We start from the raw sequence: 20,785 nt of genomic DNA, 5'->3' as shown, positions 1-20,785 counted from the left end.
GACGCTGGATCATTTCGAAAACTCCCGAGAACGGGGTGGTGGTACGCCGACGGATCGCCGGTTGCAATCCGCGCGGGCTCAGGCGGCGGGACGGACCTCGAAGCGGGCGTCGGCGAGGCGGATCAGGCGGCGGCCGGCGGCCTCGGCCACGGCACGCATCTCGCGTTCGGCATTGGGATCATCGGCGAGCACTTCGAACGGCTCCGGCTGCTCCCCCTGGCGCAGCGCCCTGGCCAGGCGCAGGGCCGGCCAGGGGCAGCGCAGGCCGCGGGCGTCGATCATCCGTCCTTGTTGTCGAACGGGTTCTTGGGCGCGCGCAGGTTCAGGCGGACCGGTACCGCGCCGAAATCGAACTCGCGGCGGATGCCGTTGATGAGGTAACGCTTGTAGCTTTCCGGCAGCATGTCGACGCGGGTGCCGAACAGCACGAAGCTGGGCGGGCGCGTGTTGTTCTGCGTGATGTAGCGCATCTTGATGCGCTTGCCGCCGGGCGCGGGCGGCGGATTGGCCTCGATCGCGCGATCGAACCAGCGGTTGAGCTGGCCGGTCGAGACACGGCGGCTCCACGCCTCGCGCGTCTCGAACGCGACCTTAAGCAGCGTCTCGATGCCCTTGCCGCTGAAGGCCGAGACGGTGAGCAGCGGCACGCCCTTGGCCTGGGCCAGGCCTTCCTCCAGCGCACCCTTGACGCCGTTGAACAGGCTGGAGGCGTTCTCCGCCACGTCCCATTTGTTGAGGGCGATCACCAGCGCGCGGCCTTCCTGGAGGACGCGGTCGGCGATCTTGATGTCCTGCACCTCAAGCCCGCGGGTGGCGTCGAGCAGCAGCACGACCACCTCGGCGAAATCAACGGCACGCAGCGCGTCAGCGACGGAGAGCTTCTCCAGCTTCTCCTGCACGCGGGCGCGCTTGCGCATGCCGGCGGTGTCGATCAGGCGGACCGGACGGCCCTCCCATTCCCACTCGATCGCGATCGAATCCCGGGTGATGCCGGCTTCCGGGCCGGTGATGAGCCGGTCCTGGCCGAGCATGCGGTTGATGAGCGTCGACTTGCCCGCGTTCGGGCGGCCGACGATCGCGAGCTTGAGTGGCGCGTCGGGGGATTCGGGATCCTCCTCCGGCTCTTCCTCGTCCTCGCGGTCGACGAACGGGCGCAGCGCGTCGAACAGGTCGACCACACCCTCGCCATGCTCGGCCGAAAGCGGCACCGGATCGCCGAAGCCGAGCGCCATCGCCTCGATCACGCCGGTCTCGCCGGCGCGGCCCTCTGCCTTGTTGGCGAGCACGATGACGGGGCGATCGGCGGCGCGCAGCCAGCGGGCGATTTCCTCGTCGAGCGGGGTCACGCCGACCCGCGCGTCGATCATGAACAGCGCGACGTCGGCGTCCATGACGGCCGCCTCGGTCTGCTGGCGCATGCGGCCCGGCAGGCTCTGCGGGTCCTCGTCCTCGAACCCGGCGGTGTCGATGATCCGGAATTCCAGGCCGAGGAGGTTGGCATCCCCCTCCCGCCGGTCGCGCGTGACGCCAGGCTGGTCATCGACAAGCGCCAGGCGCTTGCCGACGAGCCGGTTGAACAGCGTCGACTTGCCCACATTGGGGCGTCCGATAATGGCGACGGTAGGAAGCGGCATGTCCGTTTTCAGCAGCGATCAGCGCCAGGCGCTGATCGTGCCCGAGTCATCGAGCAGGTAAAGGGTCGAGTTGGCGACGATCGGCGACAGGCCGATCGGGCCGCTGGAAGCCTCCACGGTGGCGCTGACGGTGCCGTCCTCGGGCGAGGCATAGACCAGCTGGCCTTCGGAGTTGGCGAGCACCAGGCGATTGCCGGCGAGCACCGGGCCGACCCACAGGATCGGGCCCTTCTTCTTCTTCTCGTTCTGGTAGCGGGGCAGCTGGTGCATCCAGCGGACCTTGCCGCTGCCGCGCGCGACGCAGAGCAGGCGCGCATCGTCGGTGACGACGAACAGCCACTCTCCGGCGACGGCGGGCGTCGAGATCCCGGCGAGGTTCTGCTCCCACAGGCGCTGGCCGCTGGTGACCTCGAGCGCGACCATGCGGCCACCCTGGCCGACGGCATAGGCGCGGCCGGCGTCGATCACCGGCTCCGCATCGATGTCGGCGAGCGAGGAGACCGAGGTGGTGGCGCTGGTGCGCGAGAGGCTGTCCGCCCAGAGCGAGCGGCCGTTTTCGTAGCGATAGGCGTTGAGCTCACCCGAGGAGAAGCCGGCGACCACGGTGCCCTGCGCCGAGGCGGGGGCTGCGACGCCGAACACGCCCTGGCTTTCGACGGAGCCCGCCTGAGTCCAGACGACGGTGCCGTCGGCCTGCGCCAGCGCGAACAGCTGGTTGTCCTGGCTGACGACATAGACCTGGTCGTTGGCGACCGTGGGCGCACCGCGCAGCGGACCGCCCGGCTTGGCGCGCCACACCTCGGCACCGTCCGCCACGTTGAACGCGACCACGTCGCCGAGGCCGTTGGTGGCGAACAGGCGCCCTTCGCCGACGCTCACGCCGCCGCCGAAGCGGGCCGCCTGGTTGCCGTTGTCGGCATCCTTGACGGTATTGGCGGTCCAGCCGGCAGCGCCGGTCGTCGCGTCAAAGGAATGGACGACGCCCTCCACGTCCATGACGTAGAGGCGGCCGCCGGCGACCACCGGGGCGGCGCCCAGGCGGACGCGGGTGGTGCCGCCGGGGATGCGGGCGGTCCACACGCGGCTGGGCGCAGCGGCGAGCGCGAGATGGCCCATCGCCTTCGACTCGTTGCCGCCCGGCTGGGTCCAGTCGGCATTGGCGACCGGGGGCGGCAGCAGCACCTGCACCGCGGCGAGCGACGGATCGACCGTCACGTCATTCTCCGCGGACAGGATCGGCACGCGCTCGCCAAGGATCGGCGTCTTGCGCTTGCCATCGCCCTTGAAGATGCCGCAGCCGCCCAGCAGCGAAAGCGCTGCCACGGCCGTCATCAGCTTCGCGCTGGTCCTCATCCTGCGTTCTTTTCCTCTGAGGTGGGGGTCGTCGGCGCCTTGGAGGCGGGCGCGTCTACGCCAAGAGCACTCGCCATCTGAACCGCACGTTGCCGGATCGATTCCGGCACGCTCTCGGTCTGGGCCATTTCCCCGAACATCTTGCCGGCCAGGTCACGGCGACCCAGGCGGATATAAGCGACCGCGACCATTTCGCCCGCGCTGCCGAACCAGGGGCTCTGCTTGCTGGCGAGGCCACGCAGCCGATCGACGACGGCCTGGGGCTTCAACGTGTCATATTCGGCCGCGGTCTGGCGCAGGAGTGCCAAGTCGCGGAACTCGCCCGGAAGCGAGGTGTCGTTCGCGACCTCCGCGAACTTGGCGGCGGCGCCCTTCAGGTCCTGCTTGTTGAGCAGGATGTCGGCCTGCACGAACTTCGCCGAGGCGCGGTAGCCGTCGCTGCCGGAGTTTTCGAGCTTGGCGAGCGCGCTCGTGGCGGCATTGACCTTGCTCGCGCCCAGGTCGTCCATCGCCTGCTGGAGCAGCACGCCCTGTTCGGCCGCCTTCTCCTTCTGGTGGTGCTGCCACCAGATCCAGCCGCCGAACGCCGCCAGCACCGCGACGATCGCCACCGCGACCCACAGGCCGTAGCGGCGGCCGAAGCTCGCCACCTGGTCGCGCCGCAGCTCCTCGTCGACCTCGCGCAGGAAGGCCTGGTTATTCTGGGGGGTGAGCGCCAAGTCCTACTCCATGCGTGCCGCGAACGAAGCGCGCTATCTAGCCGCGCGGGAAGGGAAACGAAAGCCGTTCAAACCCTGGGTTGATAGAGGTGTTCGGCGTTGGGAAACGCACGCGACCGCACTTCGCCCGCATAGGCCTCAACCGCGGCCGAAATACGGCCGGCGAGATCTTCGTAGCGCTTCACGAACCGGGCGGTGCGATCGAACAGGCCGAGCATGTCCTCCCCCACCAGGACCTGCCCGTCGCACTGCGCCGACGCGCCGATTCCGATGGTGGGACAGGCGATGCGGTCCGTCACCGCGATCGCGATCGGCTCCAGCACGCCTTCGATCACGACCATGAAGGCGCCCGCCTCCGCGATCGCGACGCCGTCGGCGACGATCTTGGCGGCTTCCGCCTCGCTGCGCCCGCGCGCGCCATAGCCGCCGAGCAGGTTCACCGCCTGCGGCGTCAAGCCAATGTGGCCGATCACGGGGATGCCGCGCTCGGTGAGGAAGCGGACGGTCGGCGCCATCGCCTCCCCGCCCTCCAGCTTCACGGCGGCGGCGCCGGTCTCCTTGAGGAGCCGCGCGGCGCTTTCGAAGGCCTGGGCCGGGCTCGCTTCATAGCTGCCGAAGGGCATGTCGATCGCGACCAGCGCATGGGCACTGCCGCGCACCACCGCCGCACCATGCGCCGCCATCATCTCCAGCGTGACCGGCACGGTCGACGGCAGGCCGTAGATCACCTGGGCCAGGCTGTCGCCGACCAGCAGCATGTCGCAATGGGGATCGAGCAGCTGCGCCATGCGCGCGGTATAGGCAGTGATCATCACCAGCGGCTCGGCATCGGCGCCCTTGCGGGCGCGGAGCGCGGGCACGGTCAGCCGCTTGGGAGGAGGCGACGCGGGATCGGCACGACGTGCGCCGCCCTCGATGGAGGAGGTGGTGGACATGGGCCCGGAATAGAGGGTGCGGCGCCAGCGCGCCAGTCACTCGCGCCGATCAGCGCCAGTGCTGCCCATAGGCATCCGGCTTGAAGCCGACCAGCAGCGCATCCCCATCCTCCAGCACCGGGCGGCGGATGGACGAGGGGTTGGCGAGCATGATCGCCATTGCCCGATCGCGGTCGAGATCGGCGCGCTGCTCCTCCGGCAACTTGCGGAAGGTGGTGCCGGAGCGGTTGAGCAGCGCCTCCCAGCCGAGCCGGTCGACCCAACGCTCCAGCGCCTGCCGGTCGACGCCGGCGGTCTTGTAGTCGTGGAAGGTGAAGGCGACGCCCTTCTCCTCCAGCCAGCTGCGCGCCTTCTTCATCGTGTCGCAGGCGCGGATGCCGTACAGGGTGGCGGTCACATCGGGTCCTTGGTGGTTTTGGTTGGCCCGAGGCGTAGCCGCGAGAGTCGGGAAAGGCGACCGCCGAGTGCCTCGGCGGTACCCACCCCCGGCCCCTCCCTTCCAGGGAGGGGAGAGGCAGCCTGTTAGCCGATGACTGCAGCGCCCCCTACGAGCCGCGCCCGGTCAGCTGGCGCGGTAGGCGCGGCCGGACTGGATGAGGCGCTGGCGCGCGGTATTGCCCGGGACCGCGATGTGGGTGGCGGGATCGAACTCCTTGCCGGCGCCGGGTCCGTCGGCGGGCACCCAGATCTCGACGACCGTGTTGGTGTAGCTGCTGGGCAGGTAGCGGACCCAGTAGCCATCCGGATGGTGGCTCCAGCGGCCGGTCGGCACGTCACGGCTGCCGGCGCCCACGGGGGCCATGCCGGCGAGCACCGCCACGCGCTCCAGTTCGCTGTAGCTGGTGCCGGGGGTGGTCAGCATCTGGCGCAGGTCCGCCTCCGCCCGGAGCACGGCGCGCACCTCGGCCGGCAGGTTGTCGGCGATGGGGCCGGACGAGAGCATGTCGAGCACGCCGCGGTTGAGCCCGGCGAGCTGGCGCGGGGTCAGCAGCTGGGCGGCGGCGGCACGATGCTCGTTGGACATGTCCTCCAGCTTCGCGCGCGACAGGATCGCCCACAGCAGCGCCTGGATGGTGTGCTGGTCGATCTCCGGGTGCTGGACCGAGTTGCGGACGATGGTGATCACCGCATCCTTGGCAGCACCGAGCGGCGGGGCATAGAGATAGCCGTCGCCGTTGCCCGGCCCGTGGGTGCCGGCGTGCAGGCAATAGCTCTGATCGTGGAAGCTGTAATAGCCCGGCTGCAGGACGAAGCCGCCGTTGGGCGTGCGCTGCAGTTCGGCGAGGTTGCGCTTGGGCTCCCGCGGCACGAACCCGTCCTGGCTGGGATCGCCCCAGCGTGCGTCGGGAAGGCTGGTGGTGATCGGTTCCTTGCGCAGGCTGGGCATCGAGACGCCGGCGCGCTTGGCGAGATCGCCGAGCATGCCGAACTGCGCATCCGCGGGGACGGCGCCCCAGGCGAGCATCGACACGGAAACCGACGCCAGAACCTTTATCCACACGGTGCGCAAAGTCATTCCCCCCGAAGTTATTGCCCCATTTGCTGGCGGCCTCAGTAACGAGAGCGCCGATAGCTGTGAAGCGGGATCGAGAACTTGCGCGCAGCCGCGCCAAGCCGCCGGCAACTCAGGCAATCGGGAGGACGGGACGCGAGCGATCCCGAGTCTAGGTCAGCTGATTGATCAGGGCCGTCGCTCCGGCTTCGATCCCGGTTGCCAGGTCGCCCTGCCGGAAGCGAGGCAGCATTTGCTCCTCGATGATGTGGCCGCAAAGCGCATCGGGCAGGGTTTTCTCAAGGCCGTAGCCGACCGCGATCCGTACCTTGCGTTCGTTGGGAGCCACGAGGAGGACGACGCCGTCGTCGTGTTCTGCCCGCCCGATCCCCCAGGCGTTGGCCAAAGCGGTTGTGAAGTCGGCAATGTCCTGCCCATCCAGCGAAGGGACGGTCACGATGACCATCTGATGACCCGTCGCCTGTTCAAGCGCGTACAGACGCTTGGAAAGCGCCTCTTCTCGCGTGGCATCGATAATGCGGGCGGTATCAGTGACATACCCTGCCAGGACGACCGCCGGCTGCGCCGACGCCGGGGACTGCCTTGAACGGCTATCCTCGACAGAGGAATTCCCCGCCGATCCATCTGAGCAGGCGGCAGCAAGGGCAAGCATCAACAATGTCAGCTGCTTCATGGGAGGCACGCTGGCGTGCTGGCGTTCTGCCGTCAACGTCCGCAATTGGGGTCGCTGGCTGCCCGCTACTAGGCGTCAGCCCCGCGGCGGAACTGGGGACTGGGCCGGCGGGTTGCATTGTCTTCCCTGACGGAGACTCGACATGGCTCAGAAAGGTGCAGGCGGAAATCCCGGCGCGATCACGACCAAGGGCGGCGACGGTGCGAGGGGCAGCACCGGCACCGGCCGGGGCGGCGCCACCGGAACCGGGGCGCGCAAGGCGTCGAAGAAGAAGTCACCCGACAAGACCGGCGACGACAAGGACAGCTCGGCCGAGGAATAGCGGGCGAGGGAGGCGTGCCCGACCGGCGCCCTCCCCCTGTCCTACCGAGGCTCGCCCCTCCGGCTGGCAGGGGCACGGGATAGCGGACGCTTCGATTGCCGGGAGATGGCCGGTGTGCGGGCGATCGAGCGGCTCGCCGGCGGTCATGGCCCCGTGGGGTGGCTGCACGAGGGCGGCACGACCGGAACCACCAGGCACAGGCTCTGCGCCGGCAGCACGTCGCGCCAGTCGGCGATCAACTGCTTGTACGCCTTGCCCACCGGGCGGATGTTGCGATCCAGGTCGTAGAGGCCGACCGGGGTCACCCGGCCGTTCTTTTCGCGAAGCGCGGTGTCCCAGTCCATCTGGTCGGTCAGCGAATACCAGGTGAAGCCCACCGTCGGGATGCCGGTGTTGCGCAGCCTGAGGACGTTGGCCCATTCCTTCCACAGCCAGTTGACGCCCTCGTCGCCGTTCGGTCCCTCGGCGATGTTGGTCTCCGTGTGCATCACCGGCAGGCCGTAGCGGCAGTAATATTGGCGGGTGATCTCGCTGTAGCCGAACACCTCGCCCGAGGCCCAGCTGTGGCCGTCCTGGTGCATGCGATGTTCGTTGGTCCAGTAATAGTCCGTGCCGAGGATGCAGTGCTGCTTCAGCCGGTTGCCGTGGAAGCGGTGGTACTCCTCGCGCGTCATGCCGTTATCCAGCAGATATTCGTACATCGCGCTGTCGACCCGGCGGCCGTAGTTGAGATCGAGGCTGAGGAAGCGGCGGGCGTTCATCACCTCGGCAGGGCGGATCGCAGCCGGGCTGTCGGCGTGGAAATACTCCGAGGACTCGCTCTGGATGAACAGCGCGTCGGCGCGATGCTCCAGGATGCGCCGCATCGCGAGGACGTTGGCGTAGACGATGTTCTTGAGCGCGGTCACGAAGGCGCGGTCGCTCGCGAGCTGCTCGTTCCACCAGCCGTAGAGCGCGGAGAAGACCGCGCAGACGAACATCTCGTTCACCGGGGTATAGAGCTGCACCCAGGGATAGCGCTGGGCGAAGGCGGCCGCATAATCGGCAAAGAGCTGCGGGAAATCGGGGTTCTGGAAGTCGCCCACGAAGTCGGGCACGCCGAAGTGGCAGAGATCAACGATGGGCGTGATGTTGCGGCGGCGGAGGTCCCCGAGCGTGAGGTCGGCGAACTCCCAATCATATTTGCCCGGCGCCAGCAGCGTCTTGTGGAGCGGCGGGCCGAAGCGGAGGAAGTGGATGCCGAGATCCTGGACCAGGTCGAAGTCCTCCCGCCAGCGCGCATAGTGACCACAGGACTCCATCTGGTCGACGCGCACCCGGCCGTTGTCGATGGTGGGGATGCTGCTCTCGATCCCCGTGCAGAACATGAAGTGCGCCATCCGCCTCTCCCGGCAGCCGGTCGGATCGCGTGAGCGCGAGGCGGCCGAGACCAGGGACTGGAACGCGAGCCGTGGCGCGAAGGTTTCGGGAAAAACGCGCGTGCCCGGTCAGGCAGGCTCGGGCGCGAGGAAACGGCCGAGGGTGACGACGTCCTGCGGGACGAGGCCCAGCCGATCGTAGAAAGCGAGCGCATCGGCATTGCCGGTGCGCACCATCAGCTGGATCTTGGGACAGCCGCGGGCGCGCAGCCATGCCTCCGCGCCCAGCATCAGGGTGCGGCCGAGCCCGTGGCGACGCCGATCGGGGGCGACGGCGAGATAATAGACCCAGCCGCGGTGGCCGTCATAGCCGACCATGACGCTGCCGATCAGCGCTGCGCCGTCGCGCAGCACCAGCACCGCCGAATCCGCGGCGGCAAGCGCGCGGGCGAAGTCGGCGGCGGGATCGTTCCAGGGCCGCGTCAGCCCGGCCGCCTGCCACAGCGCGACCACGGCGGCGGTGTCGGCGGGGCCGGCCTCGACCGGGGTCACGGGCAGCGGATGCGGGTGGTGGTGATGCCGTCGACGGTGACCGCCAGCCGCTCGCCGCGGGACCGTGCGAGTCGATAGCGCCGCCCGGTGGTGATGCCGTCGACCTCGGCCGAGGTGTCGACGTCGACCGCCCCGTCGGTAGCGGTGGTGACCGCATCGATGCGGGCGCCGGCGATGCGATCCGCCGCCACCTCGAGCGGATGGGCGCAGGCCGCGTCCTCCCCCCAGCGGCCGAGCATGGCGGGCGGAAGGCTGGTCGCGGCGGCGTGCGGCGGCAGTGCCGGGTCGGATCGCGGCGCCTCGTCCGAACAGGCGGCCAACAGCAGCGGCAGCACCGCAGCCGCCAGCCTCATGCCCCCGATCCGGCCGTTCCGTACGTTCATTCTCGCCCCCTCCCCTGCAAGGTGCCCGCATAGCCAAGCGCCCTCGCCGCCGCCAGAGCCGCGAGGGATCGGATCGCAACGGCGGCTCGTTCTGCGCCCGCACGACGCCGCCTTCCACGGCGTCGCCCAACCAGACGAGGTAGCATGAAGGCCCAACTGAAGCCGCTTTCCGAGCAGGTGATCGTCATCACCGGCGCAAGTTCCGGCCACGGGCTGGAGACGGCCCGCCGGGCGGCGGCGGCAGGCGCGCGGGTGGTGCTGATCGCGCGCGACGGCGACGCGCTGGCGCGGGTGCGCGACCAGATCCAGACCACCGGCGGCACCGCCGTCACCTTCGTGGCCGACGTCGGCCAGGAGGAGGAAGTCGAGCGCGCCGCAACCTTTGCGATCGACCACTTCGGCGGCTTCGACACCTGGGTGAACAATGCCGGGATCGGCGTCTATGCCGCCGCGCTGGAGACGCCCACCGCCGACCACCGCCAGGTGTTCGAGACCAATTACTGGGGGGTGGTGTACGGATCGCTGGCAGCGCTGCGCCACCTGAAGGAGAAGCCCGGCGGCGGCGCGCTGATCAACGTGGGGTCGATCAACTCGGACATGCCCTCCCCCGTCATCTCCTCCTACACGGCGTCGAAGCATGCGGTGAAGGGCTTCACGGATTCGCTGCGGCTGGAGATGATGGCGGAGGGTGCGCCGGTGTCGATCACCCTCATCAAGCCGGGCCCGGTCGGAACCCCCTTCCCCCAGCACGGCCGCAACCTGACCGGCTACAAGGCGCAGCTTCCGCCGCCGCTCTACGCACCCTCGCTGGTGGCGGACGCGATCCTGGATGCGGCGCAGCACCCGCGGCGTTCGCTGACGGTCGGCGGCGTGGGCAAGCTGCAGGTGCTGGGCGCCCAGCTGATGCCGCTGCTGTTCGACCGGGTGGCGCAGAACATGGGGGTGCTGCTGGCCAACCCCGCCCGGCCGGTGCCGGTGAGCCCGGGCAATCTCTACGCGCCGGACGGCAAGGACGGGGTCACCGAGGGCGAGCAGAAGGGGCGACCGGTCAGCGCCTTTACGGCCACCCGCACGCACCCGGGGATTGCGCTGGGGGCCGTTGCCCTGGCGGGTGCGGCGCTGGGCCTCGCCGTTCGCGCGCGGGGCCGCAAGCCGTAGCCGTGACCGCCGCTCCGCAGTGCTTCGGAGCGGCGCCACGGCGGGGATGAAGGAAAGCGCCCTCAGGCGAGCTTGAGGCCTTCCTTGTTCATCGCGGCGGTGATGTGCTTGTTCTGCGTCTCCGACAGCTGGTCGCGCAGCTTGGGGAAGAGGTCCTGTTCCTCCTCGCGCATGTGGCTTTCGATCAAGACGCGGAATTCCTTGAGCTTGGGAAGCCAGGCGGGATCGTCCTTCGCCATCTCGGTCAGGTCGAAGAAATACTGCTTCACATAGCCATGCTCGTGATTGAGATGGTCCGCCGCCTCCGTCAGACCCTGATCGCGCATCATCGCGTAGACGACATTCTCTTCCTGGAACGCATGCTTGCTGATCGCATGCTTCAACTGCATCAGCAGGAAGGCACGGCGGGCGGTGTCCTCGTCCTTCGTCTTTTCCAGCAGGTCGAAGATCTTGAGCGCCGCGGCATGTTCGGCCGCCAGCGCCTTGTCCCAGCGGCCGGCCATCACCGTCGGCGCCTGTACCGCCGCCTTGCGCAGGAAATTGGCGAGGAGGCCGGCGACCACTCCCGTCGCCGCGCCGATCGCGACCGTGCGGCCGACATTTCCCGAAGATGCTTGCTGCGTCGTGGCCATCTGCTTGCTCCTCACCGTTTCCGGCTCAACGAAAGGCGTGGCGCCGCCGTTCCGCAGCGCGAGGGAATGGCGCGGCTCGGTGCGGAACGCCCGTGCGAACGGATGCGCTTACGTCCCATCTTGATTTAACGATATAACATCACCTAGACGACGCCGGTCAAAAAGGTGGGGAGCAAGACCATGGGTTTTCGAAACATGCGCCGCGGCGCAGCAGCGCTGCTGACGACGTCCGCCCTTGCGGCGGGTGCGCCGGCCCCGGCGTGGGCACAGGAGGCGGTGACCGGGGGCGAAGAGGCGGAAGTCGACGCGCGCGGCCACGTCGGCACGCGCGAGATCGTCGTCACCGGCCGTTCGCTGGAGACGGAGGAGAATGCCTTGCCGGTGCAGGTGCTCGCCGGCGACGAACTGGCGCATCGCCGTGAAGGCGGCCTAGGCGAGACACTCGCCGGCCTGCCGGGCGTGCACCTCGACAATTTCGGCGGGGGCGCATCGCGTCCCGTGATCCGCGGCCAGACGGTGCCCCGCATCGAGGTGCTGAGCGACGGCGCCAACCTGTTCGACGTGGCGTCGGTATCGCCGGACCACGCGATCACCACCGATCCGCTGCTGCTCGACGCCATCGAGATCCAGCGCGGGCCTGCCGCGACCCGCTATGGCGGCAATGCCACCAACGGCGCGATTAACCTGATCGACAGCAAGGTGCCCAAGGTGGTGCCGGTCGGCGGCCTCACCGGCGCGACCGAGGTGCGATACGGGACCGGCGACGAAGAGAAGACCGTGGTCGGCCGCGTGACGGCGGGCATCGGCCAGTTCGCCCTCCATGCCGAGGGGGCGCGTCGAGCGGCGGACGACTATGACGTGCCCGACAGCTACGGCTCCGACAAGCTGCGCGATTCCTTTGCCGAGAGCACCAGCTATGCGTTCGGCGCGTCCTGGATCACCGCCAAGGGCTATGTCGGCGCCGCCTATTCACGCATCGAAAGCGAATATGGGCTGCCCGGCCACAGCCATCTGAACGGGGTCTGCCATACGCACGGGCTGGACCTGCATTGCGGGGCACATGGCAGCTGGGAGGATCCGTTCGGCTCGCCCGACGACCACACGGCCTATATCAAGCTGCGCAGCGACCGGGTCGATGTCCGCGCCGACTATGACGACCTGCTGCCGGGCTTCTCCCACACGCGCGCGCGCCTCTCCTACACCGACTATACCCATGACGAGATCGACGGCGATCTGCTGTTCAGCCGCTACACCAACGAGGTCTGGGACGGGCGCTTCGAGCTGACGCACGAGCCCGTCCTCGGGTTCACGGGTGTGCTGGGGGTGCAATATACCGACGGCCGGTTCGGCGGCATCAACGTCAACGACCGGCACAAGCCCTTCCCGGACGGAGCCTATGGCTTTGACGGAAGTCCCGATTACCTCACCGACAACTTCGGCATCTTCCTGTCCGAGCGGCGGTCGTTCGGCTCGGTCGACGTCGAGGCGGCGGTCCGCAAGGACTGGCGCACGGTGGACGTGACGGTGCCGCCCTATCGCATCACCCTCGATGCCGAGCTGCAGGACCTCTTCGCCGAATGGTACGGCCCGGACTGGCGGCAGATCCTGGAGCGCGAGGACGTGGACGCGTTTCGCGCCCGGAACCCGGCCGTGAAGCACGATCCCTTCTCCGCCTCGCTTGCAGCCAACTGGAACATCGGGCGCGGATACGGCCTCGCGCTTTCGCTGGGGCATACCGAACGCGCGCCGAGCGTGCGCGAGCTGTACGCGCGCGGCAACAACCTGGCGACCAACAGCTACGAACTCGGGCTTGCGGTCGGGAACCCGGTCCTGGGCGAAAAGGGCCTGTCCGCCGAAGACATTCTGGAGACCACCGACGCGATCAACCTGACGTTCCGCAAGGCGGGAGGTCCGTTCGAGTTCGAGGTCGGCCTGTTCTATCAGGAGGTCGACGACTATGTCTTCGCGCGCCTGATCGAGACCGAGACCGAAACCGGCGTTCCGCACGACTTCCTGATCTACACGGCGGCGGATGCGCGCTTCGCCGGGATCGACGGCCAACTCAGCTACCAGCTGACGCCCCAGTCCCGGGTGACGGTGTTCGGCGACTATGTCGACGCCAAGCTGAAGCGCGACGACGACAACCTGCCCCGGATCCCGCCTGGGCGCCTGGGCGCGCGCTATGACCTTGCCGCCGGGCCGCTTTCGGGTGACGTCGAATATTATCGCACGTTCGAGCAGGACAAGGTCGCCTCCTATGAGACGCCCACGGCGGGCTACGACATGCTCAACGCCACGCTGAGCTATCGCATCGACCTGGGCGGCGCGCGGGCGGTGGAGCTCTACGCACGTGGCAGCAACCTGCTCAACGAGCTGGCGTTCGTCCACACCTCGTTCGTGAAGGAGCAGTCGCCGCTGCGTGGCCGCAACGTCGTGATCGGCATGCGCCACGCTTTCTGATCGGGTGGCGGAACCCGCGCTTCCGCCCCCCTTTTCCAACCCAGTGATAGCGTCATATAAAGATTTCTTTATATGACGGTTGACCGAGCCATGATTTTTCCCGATGCTTGCTGCGTCGAGGTTCTCCGGCCGGGCGCTTGCCTGCGCCGGAGCTAAGACGGGAAGCCGGTGCGCTCCTGATGGGGCAAGGCCGGCGCTGCCCCCGCAACTGTAAGCGGCGAGCGGCGATCCAAGCATGTCACTGAGGCGCGCGGCGTCTTGGGAAGACGGATCGTCCGTGCTGACCCGCGAGCCAGGAGACCTGCCTTTGACGCCATAACGTCCACCGGCGGGGTGCCCGGTCTGGTCGCGTGCGTGTGCGGCCGGGCGATCCCTGGCGCGTGCCTGCCTGCGCTCGGTCCGGCGCTTCGCCCTCTTCGGGGTTGAAGACATGACAGTGACGATCGCGACCTTGGGGTTTCCCCGCATCGGTCCGCGCCGCGAGTTGAAGTTCGCATTGGAGAAGTTCTGGTCCGGTAGGATCGGCGAGGCCGAGTTGCAGGAAGCCGCATCGGGCCTGCGCACCGCCGCCTGGGCGCGGCAAAAGGCGTTGGGGGCCGACTGGCTGCCGTCCAACGACTTCTCGCTCTATGACCATGTGCTGGATACCAGCGTGATGCTGGGCGCGATCCCGAGCCGCTATGGCGCGGCGGACGGGGTCACCGACCTGGCGACCTATTTCGCGATGGCGCGGGGCACCACCGGCGAGGACGCGGGATGCGGCCATGCGCATGGTTCGGTGACCGCCGGCGAGATGACGAAGTGGTTCGACACCAACTACCACTATATCGTCCCGGAGATCGAACCCGGCCGCAAGCTCGCGCTCGGCCGGTTGAAGGTGGTCGAGGAATATCGGGAGGCTCAGGCGCAGGGTTATGAGACGCGCCCGGTGCTGCTCGGTCCGATCACATGGCTGAGCCTGGCCAAGGGGCATGGGATCGACCCGTTCGACTTGCTCGACGAGGTGCTCGGGCTCTACCGCGTCATCCTGGGGCATCTCGCGCACGCCGGAGCCGAGTGGGTGCAGATCGACGAGCCGATCCTGGTGACCGATCTTTCGGAGCAGCAGCGGGCGGCCTTTACCCGCGCCTATGCGGCGCTCCAGCGGTCCGGCCCCAAGCTGATGCTGGCGACCTATTTCGGTGGGCTGGAGGACAATCTGGCCCTGGCGACCGCGCTGCCGGTGCAAGGCTTGCACGTCGATCTCGTCCGCGCGCCCGGGCAGCTCGATGCCGTCCTGCGGGCCGCGCCCAAGGACCTGCTGCTCTCGCTGGGCGTGATCGACGGGCGCAACGTCTGGCGTGCCGACCTGGACGCGGTGCTGGAACGGCTCGCCCCGATTGCGGCATCGCGCGACCTGGTGCTGGCGCCGTCCTGCTCGCTGCTGCACGTGCCGGTGGACCTTACGCTCGAACCCAAGCTCGACGCCGAGGTGAAGCAGTGGCTCGCCTTTGCGGTTCAGAAGGTGGAGGAACTGGCGGTCCTCAAGCGCGCGCTGAATGAAGGGCGGGACAGCGTAGCCGGGCCGCTCGCGGCGTCGGCAGAGGCGGCAGCGAACCGGAAGGTGTCGCCCCGCATCCATGACGCGGCGGTGCAGGCGCGGGTGGCGGGGGCGACGCCGGACATGCGAGCGCGCCGTTCCGGCCATGCCGAACGCGCGCGGGCCCAGGCCGAACTGCTCGACCTGCCCCCCTTCCCCACCACCACCATCGGCTCTTTCCCGCAGACGGCCGAGGTACGCCATGCGCGTGCCGAGCATAATCGCGGCAACCTCGACGATGCCGGTTACCAGCAGTTCCTGCGCGAGGAGACCGAGCGCGCCATCCGCTGGCAGGAAGCGGTCGGGCTCGACATGCTCGTCCACGGCGAGTTCGAGCGCAACGACATGGTGCAGTATTTCGGCGAGCAGCTGGCCGGCTTCGCGTTCACGGTGAACGGCTGGGTGCAGAGCTATGGCTCGCGCTGCGTCCGGCCGCCGATCCTGTTCGGCGATGTCCGCCGCACCCACCCGATGACGGTGGAGTGGTGGCGCTTTGCGCAGGGGCTCACCGACAAGCCCGTGAAGGGCATGCTCACCGGGCCGGTCACGATCCTCAACTGGAGCTTCGTGCGCGACGACCAGCCCCGCGAGACCTCCTGCCGGCAGATCGCCTTTGCGATCCGCGACGAGGTGCAGGACCTGGAAGCGGCCGGATGCCGGGCGATCCAGATCGACGAGGCGGCGCTGCGGGAGGGCCTGCCGCTCAGGAAGCGGGACTGGCAGCAGTATCTCGACTGGGCGGTGGACTGTTTCCGCCTCTCGGCCGCAGGCGTGGCGGACGGCACCCAGATCCACACGCACATGTGCTATTCGGAGTTCAACCACATCCTGCCGTCGATCGGCGCGATGGACACCGACGTGATCTCGATCGAGACGGCGCGGTCGCAGATGGAGCTGCTGGAGGCGTTCGCGAAGTATCGCTACCCGAGCGCGATCGGGCCGGGCGTGTACGACATCCACTCCGCGCGCGTGCCGGGCGAGACCGAGATGGTCGAGCTGATGCGGCTGGCCCAGCAGCACCTGAGGCCCGAGCAGCTCTGGGTGAACCCGGACTGTGGGTTGAAGACGCGCAAATGGGATGAGGTGAGGCCGGCGATCGAGGCGATGGTCGCCGCGGCACGCACGCTGCGCGCCGCCTAGCGCTGAAGAGCGGCTGCGTGCCGGATCCGCGGCACGCAGCCTCCCCGTCTCGGCTCAGCGGAGCGGCAGGCGCGGGGAATAATCGGCCAGCGTCATGAACACGCTGTCGATCTTCGTCACCAGCTTGCCGCCGGCTTCGGAGGTGGCGACCACCGCACGCCATTCCGGATCGGCGCCGAACGCCTTCCAGCTCGCCTCCCGAGCCTCCCGGCTCGGGTAGGCGAGCACGTAGACGACCCGACCCTCCGGCGCTTCCGCGGTCGGCTGCTCGTTCCAATAGGCGACGTTGTGCATGCCGTGCTTGGCAAAGAGCGCGAGCGTATGCTCGCGGAAGCGGGCGTTGAGGGCGGCGAGCTTGCCGGGCGCGGGGTAATAGATGCGCAACTCGTAGACCGCGGTCTTCGGATCGAGTGCCGAGGACTGGGCGATCGCCGGACGCATGGCGGCAGGACTGGCGATTGCCGCAGTGACCAGGCAGGCGGCGAACAGGAAGCGCATGGGGATCTCCCGGACAGGTGCGGGCCATCATAGGCACCATGCGCGACCGCGCGCCACTCTGGCGGCGCGGTTCCGGCTGCCTGCGGTTGTCCATCTACAGTCCCGTCGGCCAGGTCTCGTCCTGCCCCGCCTCGCCCCTTGCCGCCGTAGCCTGCACGGCAGTCGTAGTGTCGAACCACAGGAAGGCATCATATTCCTGGGCCAGCGACGCCTCGGAATAGTGGCTCCAGCGTTCTGTGTCCGGGCGGTAGATGACGCCGATGTAGCGCTCGAGCCGCTCACCCGCGAGGGCCTCGCGCAGTTCGGGGCTTGCCGCCCCCTCGCGCAGATCGAGCAGGAAGCGCGGGGCGCCGCTGTCGTGGAGGATGCGCTCGAAGCTGTCGGGGCGGGACGGATTGACCGTCATGATCCGCATCGGCTCGTCCCAATCATCGGCGGCGGCGACGGTGCCAGCGTGGGTTCCGAAGCCGATCAGGCAGGCGGCGCCGTCGTAGCGCTCCCGCACCAGCTGGCCGAGGTTCAGCTCACCGCGGCTCTGGCCCATGTCGGTCCGGCGGGCGTCGCCGACATGGCTGTTGTGCGCCCAGACCACCGCCTTGGCATCCGGCCCCTTGCGCTGCAGCAGCAGTTCCAGCGTGTCGGCCATATGCTCGTCGCGCAGGTTCCAGCTGGCCGCCGAGCCATAGTACATGGCGCGATAATAGGCCTCTGCATTGGCGACGAGCCTGGCGTTCTGCGCCGCATCAAGGAAGGAGTCCGGATCGCCGGGCGCATAGGCGGCTTCGTTGGCGAACAGGTCGCGCAGCAGCTGCACCACCGCCGTTTCGCATCGGCCATGGCCTTCGCTCAGCGCCATGCGGCCATAGCGTTCGGGCTGCTCCTTCCACGGCTTCAGGCAGCCGTAGAGGCGGCGGGCCTCGGCGGCGGCTGCCGGATCGACCCGCTCCAGATAGCCGATCACAGCGGCGACCGACGCCGTCATGTTGTAGAGATCCAGACCGTGGAAGCTGACGCGGGCGGACGCGTCCCGATCGGCATTGTGGGCGGTGAGCCAGTCCACGAAGCCGTCGAACTCGGCATTGCGCCACATCCAGGCGGGAAAGCGGGTGAAGGGGGTCGGCGCTTCGGCCGGCGCAGGCTTTGCGCGCACGGTGCGGTCGATGACCGCGGCGTCGGGCCAGTCCGCCTCGACCGCGACCATGGTGAAGCCGTGCCGCTCGATCAGGTGGCGGGTGATGGCGGCGCGGGCGCGGTAGAATTCGGAGGTGCCGTGGCTCGCCTCGCCCAGGCACACCACGCGGGCGTCGGCGAAGCGATCGAACAGCGCTCCGAATGCCGGATCGTCGAAATCGGGCAGCGGTTCGGCAGCGCCTGCCACCAGCTGCGCCGCCCGGCGCGTGTCGTCTTCTGCCACCATCCGCCTGCCTCTCCGTTGCGGGAGACCAACGCCGGGACGGCGGCTTGGTTCGGCGTGTAGGCTCGGCGGGAACGTCAGCGCCGGGCAAGGTGCGATACCCTGCCCGGCGCCCGGCGCTTACCAGCGGCTGCCGTACTGACGGTCGCGCCAGCCATAGTGGCCGCGGTCGTCCCGCCAATCGCGGCGATCGTGGCGCCAGTCGCGGCGGCTGTCGCGGCGCGCGTCTGCGATCTCGCGGCGGCACTCGCGCTGCTCGCGGCGGTATTCGCGGCGGCTGTCGGCACGGCGCAGCTCGCGGCGGCATTCCTGCACTTCGCGCCGGACTTCGTGGTTGTAGCCGTAACGCTGGGCGGATGCGGCGGCCGGAGTGAAAGCCGCAGCGGCCACGGTGGCCAGGATGATCAGCGTACGCATGGTTCTCTCCTTCGCAATCTCGATGGGGAGAAGCTAAGCGCGCCGGCCTGAACGAAGCCCGTCCGCGACATTCATCGACGAGACAGCGTTTCGGGCCGCTTCGCGCGCGCGGGACGCCCGCGCGGGAACTCCCCTGCCCTCCGGTCGTAGTCCCCCCAGACACAGGGAAGGACATGCCTATGGCCGAGAGCATCGCGCACGCCGATCGACGGCCACCCGGCGTCCTCGGCCACCGGATCTATTCCGCGCTGCTCCCGGCTTCGATCACCTGCTTCATCGGCGCGCTGATCACCGACATCGCCTATTCCCGCGCACCCGACATGATGTGGCTCAACTTCTCCAGCTGGCTGCTGCTGGCGGGACTGGTCTCGGGCGGAGTCGCCGGGGTGGTGCTGATCGTCGAGACGGTGCGCAGGCGCGCGCGGCGCACGGGCGCGTGGGCGGTGCATGCGCTGCTGTTCCTAGCCGCCTGGGTGGTGGAGGTGTTCAACTCCTTCGTCCACACGCGCGACGGGTGGACGGCGGTGGTGCCGACCGGGCTGATGCTGTCGATCCTGGCCGTCGTGCTCGCGCTGCTGGCCGGATGGTTCTGGCAGTCCGCCAATCGCCGCGTGGCGGGAGACCTGTGATGAAGCGCAGCCTTGCAGCCCTGCTCGCCGTTTCCGCCCTTGCCGGCTGCGGGGGCGGCCAGAAGATCGACCCCAACGCACAATATGGGCCGAACCCTCTGCTGCCCGAGCCGAAGGAGGCGCTGATCTCCGACGTGGGCGTCTACAAGGTCGTGGGCTGGAAGGCGGGCGAGACTCCGACCGTGCCGGCCGGGTTCCGCATCGAGGCGATCGCGACCGGGCTCGCCAACCCGCGCAACGTGCTGGCGCTGCCGAACGGCGACGTGCTGATCGTGGAATCGAAGAAGGAGGGCGGCGAGCCGGTCCAGCGGCCCAAGGACCCCATCCGCGACTGGATCATGTCGATGGCGCATGGCCAGGCGAAGAGCGGCGAGGCCCCGCCGCAGAGCAACCGCATCACGCTGGTGCGCGATGCCAATGGCGACGGCCGGCCGGATGGGCGATCGGTGCTGGTGGACAAGCTGAACGCGCCGTTCGGCGTGGCGGTGATCGGAAGCGACCTGTATGTCGCGAACACCGATGCGATCGTGCGCTATCCCTTCGTGCCCGGGCAGACGCGGATCACCGCGCCCGGCGTGAAGGTGGCCGACCTGCCGGCGGGGCCGATCAACCACCATTGGACCAAGAGCCTGACGGCGAGCCCGGACGGGACCCGGCTCTACGTGGGCATCGGATCGAACAGCAATGCCATGGAGCGCGGCGAGGAGGCCGAACGCGACCGGGCTGCGATCCTGGAGGTCGATCCGAAGACCGGCCTGCTGAAGGTGTATGCGAGCGGGCTGCGCAATCCCAACGGGCTGACCTTCTATCCCGGGTCGAACACGCTGTGGGCCGTCATCAACGAGCGTGACGAGCTCGGCCCCGACCTGGTGCCCGACTATATGACGTCGGTGCAGCCGGGCGGCTTCTATGGCTGGCCGTACAGCTATTACGGGCAGCATGTGGATCCGCGGGTGCGGCCGCAGCGGCCGGAGTTGGTCGCGAAGGCGATCTCCCCGGATTATTCGCTGGGATCGCATGTCGCGCCGCTCGGCCTCGCCTTCTACACGGGCGCGAGCTTTCCTGCGGCCTACCGGGGCGGCGCCTTTGTCGGCGAGCACGGCAGCTGGAACCGCAGCGATCCGCACGGCTACAAGGTGGCGTTCATCCGCTTCCAGGGCGGCCGGCCGACCGGCATCCCGCAGGATTTCGTCACCGGCTTCCTGAAGGACGGCAAGGCACGCGGCCGGCCGGTGGGCGTCGCGGTCGATCGCACCGGCGCGCTGCTGGTGGCGGACGATGTCGGCAACACGGTGTGGCGGATCAGCCATGCCGGCGGCGCTCCCGCTGCGGGCACGGGCGGCCGCAGCGCGACCTGACTTCCCCCAACGCAACGTCCGGCGCACTCGGGTGGAGTGCGCCGGACGGATGCTGGCC

General features: G+C 68.8%; 21 protein-coding genes and 1 riboswitch. Of the genes, 6 read left to right on the top strand and 15 right to left on the bottom strand.

The window, feature by feature from the left end:
• Positions 1-78 precede the first annotated feature (78 nt).
• The 8 genes from MHZ35_RS05185 to MHZ35_RS05150 form a co-directional block, all read right to left on the bottom strand.
• Entirely contained in the window at positions 79-282 is a 204-nt protein-coding gene (locus MHZ35_RS05185) for a sulfurtransferase TusA family protein (RefSeq protein ID WP_239434652.1), read from the bottom strand.
• Complete coding sequence (der, locus tag MHZ35_RS05180) at positions 279-1,634, bottom strand: ribosome biogenesis GTPase Der (protein WP_239434651.1); 1,356 nt, start codon at positions 1,632-1,634, stop codon at positions 279-281. The genes MHZ35_RS05185 and der overlap by 4 nt, the downstream gene beginning before the upstream one ends.
• Positions 1,635-1,652: 18 nt before the next feature.
• On the bottom strand, positions 1,653-2,987 hold the full coding sequence (locus tag MHZ35_RS05175) for an outer membrane protein assembly factor BamB family protein (RefSeq protein ID WP_239434650.1): 1,335 nt from the start codon (positions 2,985-2,987) through the stop codon (positions 1,653-1,655).
• The gene (locus MHZ35_RS05170) at positions 2,984-3,706 is read right to left on the bottom strand and encodes a tetratricopeptide repeat protein (RefSeq protein ID WP_239434649.1); all 723 of its coding nucleotides are present in this window, start codon (positions 3,704-3,706) and stop codon (positions 2,984-2,986) included. Before MHZ35_RS05170 ends, MHZ35_RS05175 begins: the two co-directional genes overlap by 4 nt.
• A 68-nt stretch (positions 3,707-3,774) precedes the next feature.
• Positions 3,775-4,641: a 3-methyl-2-oxobutanoate hydroxymethyltransferase gene (gene panB, locus MHZ35_RS05165; protein ID WP_239434648.1), complete on the bottom strand. Its 867-nt coding sequence runs from the start codon at positions 4,639-4,641 to the stop codon at positions 3,775-3,777.
• Between the two features lie 49 nt (positions 4,642-4,690).
• On the bottom strand, positions 4,691-5,038 hold the full coding sequence (locus tag MHZ35_RS05160; RefSeq protein ID WP_239434647.1) for an ArsC family reductase: 348 nt from the start codon (positions 5,036-5,038) through the stop codon (positions 4,691-4,693).
• A gap of 165 nt (positions 5,039-5,203) precedes the next feature.
• Positions 5,204-6,157, bottom strand: a complete 954-nt coding sequence (locus MHZ35_RS05155) for a hypothetical protein (RefSeq protein ID WP_239434646.1) — start codon at positions 6,155-6,157, stop codon at positions 5,204-5,206.
• 148 nt (positions 6,158-6,305) lie between these two features.
• Complete coding sequence (locus MHZ35_RS05150) at positions 6,306-6,827, bottom strand: TPM domain-containing protein (protein ID WP_239434645.1); 522 nt, start codon at positions 6,825-6,827, stop codon at positions 6,306-6,308.
• Between the two features lie 142 nt (positions 6,828-6,969).
• Here MHZ35_RS05150 and MHZ35_RS05145 point away from each other — a divergent pair, with 142 nt between their 5' ends.
• Positions 6,970-7,149 (top strand): hypothetical protein, encoded by a 180-nt coding sequence (locus MHZ35_RS05145; protein ID WP_125961375.1) that lies wholly within the window; start codon positions 6,970-6,972, stop codon positions 7,147-7,149.
• A gap of 143 nt (positions 7,150-7,292) precedes the next feature.
• Here the strand turns inward: MHZ35_RS05145 and MHZ35_RS05140 are convergent, their stop codons facing one another.
• The 3 genes from MHZ35_RS05140 to MHZ35_RS05130 all read right to left on the bottom strand — a co-directional run bounded on the left by MHZ35_RS05140 (position 7,293) and on the right by MHZ35_RS05130 (position 9,442).
• Positions 7,293-8,528, bottom strand: a complete 1,236-nt coding sequence (locus MHZ35_RS05140; protein ID WP_239434644.1) for a family 1 glycosylhydrolase — start codon at positions 8,526-8,528, stop codon at positions 7,293-7,295.
• Positions 8,529-8,636: 108 nt separating this feature from the next.
• Entirely contained in the window at positions 8,637-9,059 is a 423-nt protein-coding gene (locus MHZ35_RS05135) for a GNAT family acetyltransferase (protein ID WP_239434643.1), read from the bottom strand.
• Entirely contained in the window at positions 9,056-9,442 is a 387-nt protein-coding gene (locus MHZ35_RS05130; protein WP_239434642.1) for a hypothetical protein, read from the bottom strand. Before MHZ35_RS05130 ends, MHZ35_RS05135 begins: the two co-directional genes overlap by 4 nt.
• A 144-nt stretch (positions 9,443-9,586) precedes the next feature.
• Between MHZ35_RS05130 and MHZ35_RS05125 the strand changes: the two genes are divergently transcribed.
• On the top strand, positions 9,587-10,600 hold the full coding sequence (locus MHZ35_RS05125) for an SDR family oxidoreductase (protein WP_239434641.1): 1,014 nt from the start codon (positions 9,587-9,589) through the stop codon (positions 10,598-10,600).
• A 62-nt stretch (positions 10,601-10,662) separates the two neighbouring features.
• On the opposite strand, the gene MHZ35_RS05120 is transcribed toward MHZ35_RS05125, so the two are convergent.
• The gene (locus MHZ35_RS05120) at positions 10,663-11,232 is read right to left on the bottom strand and encodes a hemerythrin domain-containing protein (RefSeq protein ID WP_239434640.1); all 570 of its coding nucleotides are present in this window, start codon (positions 11,230-11,232) and stop codon (positions 10,663-10,665) included.
• A 180-nt stretch (positions 11,233-11,412) separates the two neighbouring features.
• Between MHZ35_RS05120 and MHZ35_RS05115 the strand changes: the two genes are divergently transcribed.
• Positions 11,413-13,692: a TonB-dependent receptor plug domain-containing protein gene (locus MHZ35_RS05115; RefSeq protein WP_239434639.1), complete on the top strand. Its 2,280-nt coding sequence runs from the start codon at positions 11,413-11,415 to the stop codon at positions 13,690-13,692.
• Positions 13,693-13,794: 102 nt separating this feature from the next.
• Positions 13,795-14,015, top strand: a riboswitch (cobalamin riboswitch).
• A 107-nt stretch (positions 14,016-14,122) separates the two neighbouring features.
• Positions 14,123-16,411, top strand: coding sequence for a 5-methyltetrahydropteroyltriglutamate--homocysteine S-methyltransferase (gene metE / locus MHZ35_RS05110; protein ID WP_239434638.1), 2,289 nt, complete (start codon positions 14,123-14,125; stop codon positions 16,409-16,411).
• A 54-nt stretch (positions 16,412-16,465) separates the two neighbouring features.
• On the opposite strand, the gene MHZ35_RS05105 is transcribed toward metE, so the two are convergent.
• The 3 genes from MHZ35_RS05105 to MHZ35_RS05095 form a co-directional block, all read right to left on the bottom strand.
• Entirely contained in the window at positions 16,466-16,909 is a 444-nt protein-coding gene (locus MHZ35_RS05105; RefSeq protein WP_239434637.1) for an NIPSNAP family protein, read from the bottom strand.
• Between the two features lie 94 nt (positions 16,910-17,003).
• Entirely contained in the window at positions 17,004-18,326 is a 1,323-nt protein-coding gene (locus MHZ35_RS05100) for an erythromycin esterase family protein (RefSeq protein ID WP_239434636.1), read from the bottom strand.
• Positions 18,327-18,443: 117 nt separating this feature from the next.
• Positions 18,444-18,740, bottom strand: coding sequence for a hypothetical protein (locus MHZ35_RS05095; RefSeq protein WP_239434635.1), 297 nt, complete (start codon positions 18,738-18,740; stop codon positions 18,444-18,446).
• A gap of 179 nt (positions 18,741-18,919) precedes the next feature.
• Here MHZ35_RS05095 and MHZ35_RS05090 point away from each other — a divergent pair, with 179 nt between their 5' ends.
• Both MHZ35_RS05090 and MHZ35_RS05085 read left to right on the top strand, forming a co-directional pair.
• Positions 18,920-19,369 (top strand): DUF2231 domain-containing protein, encoded by a 450-nt coding sequence (locus tag MHZ35_RS05090; protein ID WP_239434634.1) that lies wholly within the window; start codon positions 18,920-18,922, stop codon positions 19,367-19,369.
• Positions 19,369-20,727, top strand: coding sequence for a PQQ-dependent sugar dehydrogenase (locus tag MHZ35_RS05085; RefSeq protein WP_239434633.1), 1,359 nt, complete (start codon positions 19,369-19,371; stop codon positions 20,725-20,727). The genes MHZ35_RS05090 and MHZ35_RS05085 overlap by 1 nt, the downstream gene beginning before the upstream one ends.
• Positions 20,728-20,785: the final 58 nt, after the last annotated feature.

Source organism: Sphingomonas sp. ACRSK, from assembly GCF_022346685.1.
Taxonomy (GTDB): Bacteria; Pseudomonadota; Alphaproteobacteria; order Sphingomonadales; family Sphingomonadaceae; genus Sphingomonas; species Sphingomonas molluscorum.
Note: the sequence above shows the minus strand (reverse complement) of the source record. Positions and strands in the feature narration are given on the sequence as shown.